This is a genomic window from Burkholderia sp. Cy-637, from assembly GCF_011753175.1.
GTDB lineage: Bacteria > Pseudomonadota > Gammaproteobacteria > Burkholderiales > Burkholderiaceae > Burkholderia > Burkholderia gladioli.
Map to the genome: position 1 here is coordinate 1 of NZ_VWWC01000192.1, position 12,816 is coordinate 12,816.

A 12,816-nucleotide genomic window follows, 5' to 3' on the forward strand; every position below is an offset into this window, starting at 1 on the left:
TCGCCGGCAGCTTCGCCGGCCGTTGCGCATGGTGATCCCGCTCGGCGCCGGCAAGGCCCGCCCCGGCCGCGAGGCGCGGCGGCGCGGCCTGGCGCGCTGGGCCGTTTATGTGGCGGCGGTGCTGGCCGGCGCCTGGCTGGTCACCCAGCTCTACTACTTCACGCAGATCGCGCTCTGGAGCGTGATCGATCCGGGCTCGACCGCCTTCATGCGGGCCGACGCCTGGCGCCTCAAGGGCGACACGCCGCCGGTGGCGATCCAGCACCAGTGGGTGCCCTACGAGCAGATCTCGCGCAATCTCAAGCGCGCCGTGATCGCCTCCGAGGATGCCGATTTCGCCAGCAACAACGGCTACGAGGTCGACGCGATCCTGCAGGCCTGGGAGAAGAACCGCGCGCGCGGACGCATCGTCGCCGGCGGTTCGACCATCTCGCAGCAGCTCGCGCGCAACCTGTTCCTGTCGAGCCAGAAGAGCTACCTGCGCAAGGGGCAGGAGCTGATCATCACCTGGATGCTCGAGACCCTGCTCGACAAGGAGCGGATCTTCGAGATCTACCTGAACTCGGTCGAGTTCGGTCGCGGCGTGTATGGCGCCGAGGCCGCCGCGCGCTACTACTACCGGGTGCCGGCCAGCCAGCTCACGGCCTGGCAGGCCGCGCGGCTCGCGGTGATGCTGCCCAACCCGAAGTTCTTCGACGCGCATCGCAATTCCCCGTATCTCGCTCAACGCACGCGCGTGATCGCGCGGCGCATGGGCGCCGCCGAGCTGCCTGCCTCGCAATGAGGTGAGGGGAAGGACGGCGCCAGCCGTTCGCCCGCTCGCGCAACACCGGCTTCCCCTCCCGACATCGCGTGCCGCGGCCTCGACCGGTCCTTGCCGCATTCGACCCGCATCGTCGCGCATCTTCGAGAAACCGGTTCCACCCTAGCGCCGTTTTCTGCGAATATCTCAATATTTGGGCGATGCATTCAAATATTGGAGACGGCGGGAGCGGCCTCTACAATCGGCAACCAATCGATATGCAGCGGCGCGAGATCCGAACCAGGGATCCGCAGCCGCGGCAACCAGGAGACAAGCGATGAAGCCGATTCAACAGTTCGCCGTTCCGCGTGCCTTGGTCCGTTCCCGGGCCGTCTAGGCCTGCCGCTTCGTGATCGCCCATTACAGCGACCCGAGCCATCCATGAACAAGACACCGATTTCCCTCGCGCCGAATGCCGGCGCCTCCGCCTCGAACGGCGCCTCGCACGACGCGCGTGCCTCCGGCGCCGCGCTCGACGCCTTGTCCGACAGCATCGGCGCGACCGGTTCGCCGCTCGACCTGGCGGCGCAGCAGGCGGGCACGCAGACATTGCTGCGCGGCCTGGCGATCCTCGAGGCGATCGCCGGCGGCGCGCGCGACATGCGGGCGATCGGCGCGGCGCTCGGCACCACCCGCAGCACCACCCACCGGCTGGTGAGCAGCCTGGTGCAGGCGCGCTACCTGCGCCAGGTGCAGGGCGGCTACCTGCTGGGCCCGAAGCTGATCGAGCTGGGCACCATCGCGCTGGAGCAGATGCCGCTGACGGCAGTGGCGCGCCCGCATCTCGAGGCGCTGGCCGACGCCACGCTCGACACCATCCACCTTGGCATGCGCGATGGCGACGACGTGCTCTACATCGACAAGATCCCCGGCACGCGCGGCCTGGAGATGCGCTCGCGGATCGGCCACCGGATGCCGCTGGCCTCGACCGGGATCGGCAAGGCGATGATGCTGGACCTGCCGCCGGACACCTGGGCCTCGCTGTTCGAGGCCTCGCGCCGCTCGCTGGCCGGCGTCAGCTTCAAGCCCGACCGCCGCCCCGACGCGACCACCTTCCTGCAGCGCATGGCGCACTACGCGGCCGGCGGCTACACCTTCGACCTGGAAGAGAACGAGGCCTCGATCCGCTGCGTGGCCGCGCCGGTGCGCGACGCCTCGGGCGCGATCGTGGCGGCCGTCTCGGTGGCCAGCACGATTCCCTACATGCCGCTCGACCGCATGGACGAGCTGATTCCGATCGTGCAGCGCGAGGCGCGCGCGATCTCGGCGGAGCTCGGCTGGAGCGCGCCGCAAACGACCCGCAGGATCAAGCGATGACGATGGACCGACCGAACCCCGCCACGCCGGCGCTGATCGCGATCGACTGGGGCACCACCTCGATGCGGGCCTTCCTGTTCGCGGCCGACGGCAGCGTGCTGGAGGCCGGCGCCCACGCGGCCGGCGTGATGAGCCTGCCGCGCGCGGGCGGCGCGGCGGCCTTCGACGCCGCCTTCGAGACCGCCTGCGGCGCCTGGCTCGACCGCTGGCCCGAACTGCCGGTGCTGGCCGCGGGCATGGTCGGCAGCGCGCAGGGCTGGCGCGAGGCGCCCTACGTCAACACGCCGGTGGATGCCGACGCGCTGGCGGCCGGCCTGATCCGCGTCGAGTCGGCGCGCGGCGTGCCGGTGGCGATCGTGCCCGGCGTGCTGGAGGCGGGCACGCTGCCCGACGTGATGCGCGGCGAGGAAACCCAGATCGTCGGCGCGCTGGCCGACGATCCGGCGCTGGCCAGCGGCGCGGCCGGCGCGCTGATCGGCCTGCCCGGCACGCATGCGAAATGGGCCTGGGTCCGCGCCGGGCGCATCGAGCGCTTCCGCACCTACATGACGGGCGAGCTGTTCGCCGTGCTGCGCGACCACACCATCCTGGGCCGCACCATGCGCGCCGGCGAGCATGCCGATGCCGAAGCCTTCCGGCGCGGCGTGGCGGTGGCCCGCGAGGGCCGCGAGGCGGGCCTGCTGGCCACCATCTTCAGCACCCGCACGCTGGGCCTGACCGGGCAGCTCGCGCCCGAGTCGCAGGGCGACTACCTGTCGGGGCTGCTGATCGGCCATGAACTGAACGCGCTGGCGGCAATGCTGGCCGGCGTCGGCACCACGCTGGCCGCCCAGCCGCCGCGCCTGATCGGCGACGCCACGCTGTGCGCGCGCTACCTGAGCGCGCTGCGCGAATTCGGCTGTGACGGCGCGCGCCTGGTCGAGCGCGCCACCGAGCGCGGGCTCTGGCGCATCGCCACGCAGGCCGGCCTGATCGGCGCGGCCGCCTGCACGCCGGGCTGAGCCCGGCCCACCGAATCGAGGAGATCGACACGATGTCATCCGAACTGACGCTGCCCGCCCCCTATGCCCCGCACGAGGGCCTGGCGCGCGCCTTCGCGGCCTGCCCGCTGATCGCGATCCTGCGCGGCCTGCGGCCCGAGGAAGCGGTCGAGCACGGCACCGCCCTGGTCGAGGCCGGCTTCCGGCTGCTGGAGGTGCCGCTCAATTCGCCCGATCCGTTCGCCAGCATCGCCGCGCTGCGCGCCGCGCTGCCGGCCGAGGTGCTGGTCGGCGCGGGCACCGTGCTGCGTCCCGAGTATGTCGACGAAGTGTCGCGTGCCGGCGGCGAGCTGATCGTGATGCCGCATGCCGATGCCGAGGTGATTCGCCGTGCCAAGGCGCTGGGCATGGCCGCCGCGCCCGGCGTGGCCACCCCGAGCGAGGCCTTCGCCGCGCTGCGCGCCGGCGCCGACGTGCTGAAGATGTTCCCCGCCGAGCAACTCGGCCCGGTGGCCGTGAAGGCCTGGCGCGCGGTGATCGACAAGCGCGTGCCGCTGGTGCCGGTGGGGGGCGTGACGCCCGACAACATGGGCCCGTACCTGTCGGCCGGCGCCAACGGCTTCGGCCTGGGTTCGGCGCTCTACAAGCCGGGCCAGGACGCGGCCACCACGGCGCGGCATGCGCAGGCCTATGTGAAGGGCCTGGCGATCGCGCGCAGCGGGGCCGCGAAATGAATCGGCTGGCCGGCAAGACGGCACTGGTGACGGGCGCCGGCCGCGGCATCGGCGCGGCGATCGCGCTGGCCTTCGCGCGCGAGGGCGCGGCGGTGCTGATCGCCGAACTCGACGAGCGCGCGGGCCACGAGGCGGCCGCCGCGATCGCCGCCGAGGTGGACGGCGCGCGCGTGCTCGCGCATCGCACCGACGTGACCGAGCCGGCCTCGGTGGCCGAGGCGGTGGCGCTGGCCGAGCGCGAGTTCGGCGCGCTCGACGTGCTGGTCAACAACGCCGGCGTGAACGTGTTCTGCGATCCGCTGACGATGCGCGACGAGGACTGGCGGCGCTGCTTCGCGGTCGACCTGGACGGCGTCTGGAACGGCTGCCGCGCGGCGCTGCCGGGCATGGTCGAGCGCGGTCGCGGCAGCATCGTCAACGTGGCCTCGACGCATGCCTTCCAGATCATCCCGGGCTGCTTCCCGTATCCGGTCGCCAAGCACGGCGTGCTGGGCCTGACGCGCGCGCTCGGCATCGAATACGCGCCGCGCAACCTGCGCGTCAACGCGATCGCGCCCGGCTACGTGGAGACCCAGCTCACGCACGACTGGTGGAATTCGCAGGCGGATCCGGCCGCGGCGCGCGAGGCGACCCTCGCGCTGCAGCCGATGAAGCGCATCGGCCGGCCTGACGAAGTGGCGATGACGGCGGTGTTCCTCGCCTCCGACGAGGCGCCCTTCATCAACGCCACTTGCATCACGATCGACGGCGGGCGCACCGCGCTCTACCACGATTGAGGCCGGCGCCCGCCAGGCGGGCAGGCGGCGGGCAGCACCCGCAGCATTCGCAGCAAGGCAGCACCCGCAGTATCTCGGAAAGACCGCGGCACGCGACGGCCGCGCGCGTGCCGCGGCACAGAACCAGGCGGCCGGACCTTGAATGGCATCACAGGAGACGACACAGATGAAACGCAGAACCTTTGTCACGCTCGCGGCGGCAGCGGCCGTGCTGGCAGGCGCCCCGTTCGCCCAGGCGGCGGACCCGGTGAAGATCGGCTTCCTCGTCAAGCAGCCCGAGGAACCGTGGTTCCAGGACGAGTGGAAGTTCGCCGAAATGGCCGCCAAGGCCAAGGGCTTCACGCTGGTGAAGATCGGCGCGCCCTCGGGCGAGAAGGTGATGAGCGCGATCGACAACCTCTCGGCGCAGCAGGCGCAGGGCTTCATCATCTGCACGCCCGACGTCAAGCTCGGGCCGGGCATCGTCGCCAAGGCCAAGTCGCACAACCTGAAGATGATGACGGTCGACGACCGTCTGGTGGACGGCAGCGGCAAGCCGATCGAGTCGGTGCCGCACATGGGCATCTCGGCCTACAACATCGGCAAGCAGGTCGGCGACGGCCTGGCCGCCGAGATCAAGAAGCGCGGCTGGAACATGGCCGAGGTCGGCGCGATCGACATCACCTACGAGCAGCTGCCGACCGCGCACGATCGCACCAGCGGCGCGACCGACGCGCTGGTGGCGGCCGGTTTCCCGAAGGCCAACGTGATCGCGGCGCCGCAAGCCAAGACCGATACCGAGAACGCCTTCAACGCGGCCAACATCGCGCTGACCAAGAACCCGCAGTTCAAGCACTGGGTGGCCTATGGCCTCAACGACGAGGCGGTGCTGGGCGCCGTGCGCGCCGCCGAGGGCCGCGGCTTCAAGGCCGACAACATGATCGGCATCGGCATCGGCGGTTCGGACTCGGCGCTCAGCGAGTTCAAGAAGCCGCAGCCGACCGGCTTCTACGGCACCGTGATCATCAGCCCGAAGCGCCACGGCGAGGAAACCTCGGACCTGATGTACGCGTGGATCACGCAGGGCAAGATGCCGCCGCTCTTGACGCTGACCACCGGCATGCTGGCCACGCGCGCGAACGTCGGCATGGTGCGCACCGAGATGGGCCTGGCCTCGAAGTAAGCGCGATTCACGCGTGATTCAAGCGCGATTCGCGTAGTGGCTTGAAGTGAAAGCGGGCCGTCGCGTGCTGCGGCGGCCCGGCAACGAAGTGGAGGCGAAGTTGGCTGCGGTTCTGCGTTTCGACAATATCGGCAAGGTCTTCCCCGGCGTGCGGGCACTCGACGGCATCTCGTTCGACGTGCACGGCGGGCAGGTCCATGGCCTCATGGGCGAGAACGGCGCGGGCAAGTCCACGCTGCTGAAGATTCTCGGCGGCGAGTACCAGCCCGATTCGGGCAGCGTGCTGGTGGACGGCCAGCCGGTGCGCTTCACGAGCGCGGCGGCCTCGATCGGCGCCGGCATCGCGGTGATCCACCAGGAGCTGCAATACGTGCCCGACCTGACGGTGGCCGAGAACCTGCTGCTCGGCCGCCTGCCGAACGCGCTCGGCTGGGTGCGCAAGGGCGATGCGCGCCGCCACGTGCGCGAGCGCCTGCAGGCGATGGGCGTCGATCTCGATCCGCAGGCCAAGCTGCGCAAGCTGTCGATCGCGCAGCGCCAGATGGTCGAGATCTGCAAGGCGCTGATGCGCAACGCGCGCGTGATCGCGCTCGACGAGCCGACCAGCTCGCTCTCGCATCGCGAGACCGAGGTGCTGTTCAAGCTGGTCGAGGACCTGCGCGCCGAGGGCCGCGCGCTGATCTACATCTCGCACCGCATGGACGAGATCTACCGGCTCTGCGACGCCTGCACGATCTTCCGCGACGGCCGCCGGATCGCCTCGCACGCGGTGCTGGCCGAGGTGCCGCGCGAGCAGCTGGTGAGCCAGATGGTCGGCCGCGAGATCAACGACATCTATCACTACCGGCCGCGGCCGCTCGGCCAGACGCGGCTCGAGGTCAAGGCGCTGGCCGGCGACGCGCTCAAGGCGCCGGCCGATTTCTCGGTGCGCGCGGGCGAGATCGTCGGTTTCTTCGGCCTGGTCGGCGCGGGGCGCAGCGAGCTGATGCGCGTGATCTACGGCGCCGATCGCAAGCGCGGCGGCGCGCTGGTGCTCGACGGCAAGCCGATCGAGATCCGCCGCACCGGCGACGCGATCCGCCACGGCATCGTGCTGTGCCCGGAGGACCGCAAGGAGGAGGGCATCGTCGCGATGGCGACGGTCGCCGAGAACATCAACATCAGCTGCCGCCGCCATTCGCTGCGCGCCGGCATGTTCCTGAACGGACGCAAGGAAGCCGAGACGGCCGAGCGCTTCATCAAGCTGCTCAAGATCAAGACGCCGAGCCGCCGGCAGAAGATCCGCTTCCTGTCGGGCGGCAACCAGCAGAAGGCGATCCTGTCGCGCTGGCTGGCCGAGCCCGACCTGAAGGTGGTGATCCTCGACGAGCCGACGCGCGGCATCGACGTGGGCGCCAAGAACGAGATCTACCAGGTGATCTACGAGCTGGCCGAGCGCGGCTGCGCGATCGTGATGGTGTCCTCGGAGCTGCCCGAGGTGCTCGGCGTGTCCGATCGCATCGTGGTGATGCGCGAGGGCAGGATCGCCGGCGAGGTCACGCGCGAGGGGGCGAACGAACAGGTGGTGCTGAATCTGGCGCTGCCGCAGGGGCCGGCCGAGCAGGCCGCTTGACGCGGCGCGCTCACGGACGAAACGAGTTAGGGAGACGGCGCGGCGATTCCGCGCCCATGCAGGGAGCGACACGATGCAAGCCAGGGAAAATCTCACGCAGGCAGCCGCCAAGACCGCGGCCGAGGCCTTGATTCCGCAGAAGAACGACAAGCAGAAGTGGTGGCAGCAGGTCACCGACTACAGCCTGATCGTGATCTTCGCGGTGATGTTCGTCACCATGTCCGTGACGGTCGATCATTTCTTCTCGATCGACAACATGCTGGGCCTCGCGCTGTCGATCTCGCAGATCGGCATGGTGGCCTGCACCATGATGTTCTGCCTCGCCTCGCGCGACTTCGATCTCTCGATCGGCTCGACGGTGGCCTTCTCGGGCGTGCTGTGCGCGATGGTGCTCAACGCCACCGACAACACCTTCATCGCCATCGTCGCGGCGATCGCCGCCGGTGCCGCGATCGGCTTCGTGAACGGCGCGGTGATCGCCTACCTGCGCATCAACGCGCTGATCACCACCCTGGCCACCATGGAGATCGTGCGCGGCCTGGGCTTCATCGTCTCGCACGGGCAGGCGGTGGGCGTGTCCTCGGATACCTTCATCGCGCTGGGGGGCTTGAGCCTGTTCGGCGTGTCGCTGCCGATCTGGGTCACCCTGCTGTGCTTCATCGTGTTCGGCGTGATGCTCAACCAGACCGTCTACGGCCGCAACACGCTGGCCATCGGCGGCAACCCGGAAGCCTCGCGGCTGGCCGGGATCAACGTCGAGCGCACGCGCGTGTGGATCTTCCTGGTGCAGGGCGCGGTCACCGCGCTGGCCGGCGTGATCCTCGCCTCGCGCATCACCTCGGGCCAGCCGAACGCGGCCGAGGGCTTCGAGCTGAACGTGATCTCGGCCTGCGTGCTGGGCGGCGTGTCCCTGCTCGGCGGGCGCGCCACCATCTCGGGCGTGGTGATCGGCGTGCTGATCATGGGCACGGTCGAGAACGTCATGAACCTGCTCAACATCGACGCGTTCTACCAGTACCTGGTGCGCGGCGCGATCCTGCTGGCGGCGGTGCTGCTCGACCAGTTGAAGAACCGCGGTTCGCGCGACTGACGCGGCGGAGGACAGGCAGATGAATCAAGCGATCACGGCCGATGCCGCGCAAGGCGCGCGCTACCCGAGCCTGACCGACCGCGCGGTGCTGATCACGGGCGGCGCCACCGGCATCGGCGCGGCCTTCGTCGAGCACTTCGCGGCGCAGGGCGCGCGGGTGGGTTTTCTCGACCTCGACGCCGAGGCCGGCGCGGCACTGGCCGAACGCCTCACGGAGTCGCGCCACGCGCCGGTGTTCGTGGCGGCCGACATCACCGATATCGACGCGCTGCGGCGCGCGATCGTCGAGCTGCGCGCGCGCACCGGCCCGATCGCGGTGCTGCTCAACAACGCGGCCAACGACAAGCGCCACAGCATCGAGGAAGTCACGCCCGAGTCGTTCGACGCGGCGATCGCGGTCAACCTGCGGCACCAGTTCTTCGCCGCGCAGGCCGTGATCGAGGACATGAAGTCGCTCGGCGGCGGCTCGATCATCAATCTCGGCTCGATCAGCTGGATGCTCAAGAACGGCGGTTATCCCGTCTACGCCACCTCGAAGGCCGCGATCCAGGGGCTCACGCGCACCCTGGCGCGCGACCTCGGCCCGTTCGGGATCCGCGTCAATGCGCTGGTGCCGGGCTGGGTGATGACCGACAAGCAGCGCCGGCTGTGGCTCGACGATGCGGGCCGCGCGGCGATCAAGGCCGGGCAGTGCATCGATGCCGAGCTGCTGCCCGACGACCTGGCGCGCACGGCGCTGTTTCTCGCCGCCGACGACAGTCGTATGATGACGGCCCAGGACGTCGTCGTCGACGGCGGCTGGGCCTGATCCGGCACCCGCATTGCCGCGCGCGACGCGCACAGGAGCAACGACCATGACGAGCTCGACACTGGGCAGTTCTTCCTCGCCGGCCGCCGCGCGCACGCGGCGTGCGCGCCTGGCGGCCGCCGCGCAGCCGGTCAGCCCCGGCCCGCAGACCGCGAGCATCGCGCAAGGCGTGCTGGCGGCGGCCGACGCGGCCGTCACGCTGGCCAGCCCGGAATTGCGGCTCGACGTGGTGCCGCACCTGGGCGGCGGCATCGCGCGCTTCGACTGGCGCGGCGACGGCGCCACCACGCCGATCTTCCGCGGCTGCGAGCACGTCGAGGCGGGCACCGACCCGAACGCGCTCGGCTGCTACCCGCTGCTGCCTTATTCGAACCGGATCGGCGCGGGCGCCTTCGATTGCGAGGGGCGCCGCGTGGAGGTGCCGCGCAACCGCAGCGGCGAGCCGCTGCCGATCCACGGCGACGGCTGGCTCGCGCGCTGGCAGATCGACGATCTCTCGGCCACCGAGCTGCAACTGTCGCTGGACCGCCGCCAGGGCAGCCCCTATGCCTATCGCGCCACCCAGTCCTACGCGCTGGACGGCGCCAGCCTGACGATCGCGCTGGCGATCGAGAACTGCGGGCCCGAACGGCTGCCGTTCGGGCTCGGCGTGCATCCCTTCATCGTGCGCGACGAGCGCACCGAGCTGGCGGCGGCCGCCAACGGGCTGTGGCTGTCCGGCCCCGACTGGCTGCCGCGCCGCCATGTGAACGTGCCGCCGGCCTGGCAGTTCGGCATCGCCTATCCGCTGCCCTCGACCCTGGTCAACCATGCCTTCACGGGCTGGGGCGGGCGCGCCACGGTGGCCTGGCCCACGCGCGGCCTGAGCATGGCGATCGAGTCGGATGCCGACTGCTACGTGCTCTACACGCCGCCGGGCGAGCGCTTCTTCTGCTTCGAGCCGGTCGATCACCCGATCAACGCGGTGAACCTGCCGGGCGGCGCCGACGCGCACGGCATGACCCTGCTCGGGCCCGGCGAGCGCCTGACGCGGCGCTTCCGCTTCACGGTGGAGCGCGCCGATCCGCGCGCGGGCGCGCCCAAGGCGGCGGAACCGGGCGCAGAAAAAACGGCTGGAAAAGCGGCCGAAACCCGCTGAAACGGCGGCACGCGCCAGAGGCAAGCGGGCGCTGCGGGTAAAATACGCGCCATTCCTCAAACGACCCGCCGCGAAACATGTCCGCTCCGCTGACCTTCATCGATACGCTGCGCGCCGCCTGGCAGCGCACGAATTCCCTGCTCTGCGTCGGTCTCGATCCCGAACCGACGCGCTTTCCCGCCCAGTTCGCGAACCGCCCCGAGGCGATCTTCGATTTCTGCCGCGAGATCGTCGACGCGACCGCGCCCTACGCGAGCGCCTTCAAGCCGCAGATCGCCTACTTCGCCGCGCATCGCGCCGAGGACCAGCTCGAACGGCTGATCGCCCACGTCCACCTGCAGCACCCGGGCCTGCCCGTGATCCTCGACGCCAAGCGCGGCGACATCGGCAGCACCGCCGAGCAATACGCGCGCGAGGCCTTCGAGCGCTACCGGGCCGACGCCGTGACGGTCAATCCCTACATGGGCTACGACTCGATCGAGCCCTACCTGGCCTACGAGGACAAGGGCGTGGTGGTGCTGTGCCGGACCTCGAACCCGGGCGGCTCGGACCTGCAGTTCCTCGAGACCGGCGGTCGCCCGCTCTACCAGGTAGTGGCCGAGCTGGCCGCCACGCGCTGGAACGCGAAGACCGGCCAGCTCTCGCTGGTGGTCGGCGCGACCTTCCCGAAGGAGATCGAGATCGTGCGCGGCATCGTCGGCGAGATGCCGCTGCTGATTCCCGGCATCGGCGCGCAAGGCGGCGACGTGCAGGCGACGGTGGCCGCCGGCCGCACGGCCGACGGCGGCGGCATGATGATCAACTCCTCGCGCGCGATCCTCTACGCGAGCAAGGACGAGGACTTCGCCGAGGCCGCCGGGCGCGTCGCGCAGACCACGCGCGACACCATCAACGCGCATCGTTGAGCGATGCGCCGGCCGGCAGACGCGCCGGCCACGCAGACAGCAAAAAGCGCCCCGCGGGGCGCTTTTTTCATGGGCTTGACCGGGCTGCGAGGCGGCTTCAACGCTCGCGCTCGTCGAGCAGCTTGAGCAGGCCGCGCAGCGCGTGCGTGGCGGCCTGCACGCGGATCTGTTCGCGATCGCCGCGGAACACCAGGGTCTCGACCTCGGTATGCAGGCGGTTGCTCCAGCCGAACGAGACGGTGCCGACCGGCTTGAGTTCCGAGCCGCCGCCCGGCCCGGCGATGCCGGTCACCGACAGCGCGACCTGGGCGCGGCTGTTGCGCAGCGCGCCTTCGGCCATCGCGCGCGCGACCGGCTCGCTGACCGCGCCGTGCCGCTCGATCAGCTCGGGCGGCACGCCGATCATCTCGCTCTTGGCCTGGTTCGAGTAGGTCACGAAGCCGCGCTCGAACCAGCCGCTGCTGCCGGAGATGTCGGTGATCGCGGTCGCGATCATGCCGCCGGTGCAGGACTCGGCGGTGGCGAGCATCAGGTGTTCGTCGCGCAGCTTGTTGCCGGCGCGGATCGCGAGCTGGTGGACGACGGAATCGGTCGGCATGCGTAGTGGTATCCGGGAAAATCAGCCAGGGGTGGAAAACACCGCGTGCCAGGTCGCGATCGCGAGCAGGGTGAGGAACGCGGCGACCAGGTCGTCGATCATGATGCCAAAGCCAGCTTTCAAACGGTGATCGAAGCGGGGGTCGAAGCGGCGGTCAAAGCGACGCATCGGCGGCGGCCTGAGCCGCAGCACCAGGCGCAGCAGCACGAAGGCGGTGAGTTGCTGGCCGAAGCTGGCCGGCGTGACCAGCAGCATCACGATCCAGGTGGCGAGGATCTGGTCCCAGACGATCGCGCGCGGCCGCCCGCCGCCGAGCGCGCGGGCCGTGTGGTGCGTGGCGACCAGGCCGAGCGCGAAGCCGGCGGCGATCAGCACGAGCCAGCCGGCCGGGCTCAGGTGCGGCGCCAGCGCGACGAAGCTGAGCCAGCCGAACAGCGAACCGACCAGGCCGGGCGCGAACGGCGCGAGGCCGGTGCCGAAACCGAGCGAGACCAGGTGCAGCGGATGCGAGCGCATGAAGGGCGCGCTGGCGCGGCGCGGGGCAGGCCGCGCCTCGTCGTGGATGTCGCGAATCTCGTGGATGTCGTGGACGTCCCGCACCTCGTGGATCTCGTGCAGGGCGGGGCCGTCGTCGGGGGCGGGGGCGTGATCCGGCTGGCGAGCGCGACCGCGAGTCTGGCGCGAATCCGGCGCCGCGTTCGATTCGTCGGCCCCGAGCACCGGCGGCGGCTCGGATGCGGCGGGGATCAGCGGCAGGGCGGCGGGGCGGCCGGCAGCCTCAATGCGTGCAATGCGGCGGGTGCAGACGTAGCGCGAGCCGCCACGAGGACGGCTCGTCGGAGGTGGCGGCGCCATCCTTGGCGCGCTGGCGCCGCTGGTCGATCCAGGCGAAAC

The 12,816-nt window shown here is 70.6% G+C and carries 13 protein-coding genes; 11 read left to right on the top strand and 2 right to left on the bottom strand.

Going from position 1 to position 12,816, the window contains the following annotated elements:
- The first annotated feature begins 28 nt into the window (after positions 1-28).
- The 11 genes from mtgA (at position 29) to pyrF (ending at position 11,324) form a co-directional block, all read left to right on the top strand.
- Positions 29-784 (top strand): monofunctional biosynthetic peptidoglycan transglycosylase, encoded by a 756-nt coding sequence (mtgA, locus tag F3J10_RS30720; RefSeq protein ID WP_167243686.1) that lies wholly within the window; start codon positions 29-31, stop codon positions 782-784.
- Between the two features lie 399 nt (positions 785-1,183).
- Complete coding sequence (locus tag F3J10_RS30725) at positions 1,184-2,119, top strand: IclR family transcriptional regulator (protein ID WP_025096817.1); 936 nt, start codon at positions 1,184-1,186, stop codon at positions 2,117-2,119.
- Positions 2,116-3,120 (top strand): 2-dehydro-3-deoxygalactonokinase, encoded by a 1,005-nt coding sequence (locus F3J10_RS30730; RefSeq protein ID WP_025096816.1) that lies wholly within the window; start codon positions 2,116-2,118, stop codon positions 3,118-3,120. The genes F3J10_RS30725 and F3J10_RS30730 overlap by 4 nt, the downstream gene beginning before the upstream one ends.
- A gap of 32 nt (positions 3,121-3,152) precedes the next feature.
- A complete protein-coding gene (locus F3J10_RS30735; RefSeq protein WP_166914113.1) occupies positions 3,153-3,833 on the top strand; it encodes a 2-dehydro-3-deoxy-6-phosphogalactonate aldolase in 681 nt (226 codons plus the stop codon).
- Positions 3,830-4,609 (top strand): SDR family oxidoreductase, encoded by a 780-nt coding sequence (locus tag F3J10_RS30740; RefSeq protein ID WP_013696605.1) that lies wholly within the window; start codon positions 3,830-3,832, stop codon positions 4,607-4,609. Before F3J10_RS30735 ends, F3J10_RS30740 begins: the two co-directional genes overlap by 4 nt.
- 166 nt (positions 4,610-4,775) lie before the next feature.
- Positions 4,776-5,771, top strand: a complete 996-nt coding sequence (locus tag F3J10_RS30745; protein WP_013696606.1) for an arabinose ABC transporter substrate-binding protein — start codon at positions 4,776-4,778, stop codon at positions 5,769-5,771.
- Between the two features lie 100 nt (positions 5,772-5,871).
- Complete coding sequence (gene araG / locus F3J10_RS30750; RefSeq protein ID WP_166914111.1) at positions 5,872-7,383, top strand: L-arabinose ABC transporter ATP-binding protein AraG; 1,512 nt, start codon at positions 5,872-5,874, stop codon at positions 7,381-7,383.
- Between the two features lie 73 nt (positions 7,384-7,456).
- Entirely contained in the window at positions 7,457-8,473 is a 1,017-nt protein-coding gene (araH, locus tag F3J10_RS30755; RefSeq protein ID WP_025096812.1) for an L-arabinose ABC transporter permease AraH, read from the top strand.
- 19 nt (positions 8,474-8,492) lie between these two features.
- Complete coding sequence (locus F3J10_RS30760) at positions 8,493-9,281, top strand: SDR family oxidoreductase (RefSeq protein ID WP_036048303.1); 789 nt, start codon at positions 8,493-8,495, stop codon at positions 9,279-9,281.
- A gap of 46 nt (positions 9,282-9,327) precedes the next feature.
- Entirely contained in the window at positions 9,328-10,419 is a 1,092-nt protein-coding gene (locus tag F3J10_RS30765; protein ID WP_166914109.1) for an aldose 1-epimerase, read from the top strand.
- A 77-nt stretch (positions 10,420-10,496) separates the two neighbouring features.
- Positions 10,497-11,324, top strand: coding sequence for an orotidine-5'-phosphate decarboxylase (gene pyrF / locus F3J10_RS30770; protein ID WP_167243687.1), 828 nt, complete (start codon positions 10,497-10,499; stop codon positions 11,322-11,324).
- A 97-nt stretch (positions 11,325-11,421) separates the two neighbouring features.
- Here the strand turns inward: pyrF and F3J10_RS30775 are convergent, their stop codons facing one another.
- Together F3J10_RS30775 and F3J10_RS30780 are read right to left on the bottom strand one after the other, a co-directional pair.
- Positions 11,422-11,922: a CinA family protein gene (locus F3J10_RS30775; RefSeq protein WP_013696612.1), complete on the bottom strand. Its 501-nt coding sequence runs from the start codon at positions 11,920-11,922 to the stop codon at positions 11,422-11,424.
- 21 nt (positions 11,923-11,943) lie between these two features.
- The gene (locus tag F3J10_RS30780) at positions 11,944-12,522 is read right to left on the bottom strand and encodes a phosphatidylglycerophosphatase A (RefSeq protein ID WP_345791245.1); all 579 of its coding nucleotides are present in this window, start codon (positions 12,520-12,522) and stop codon (positions 11,944-11,946) included.
- Positions 12,523-12,816: the final 294 nt, after the last annotated feature.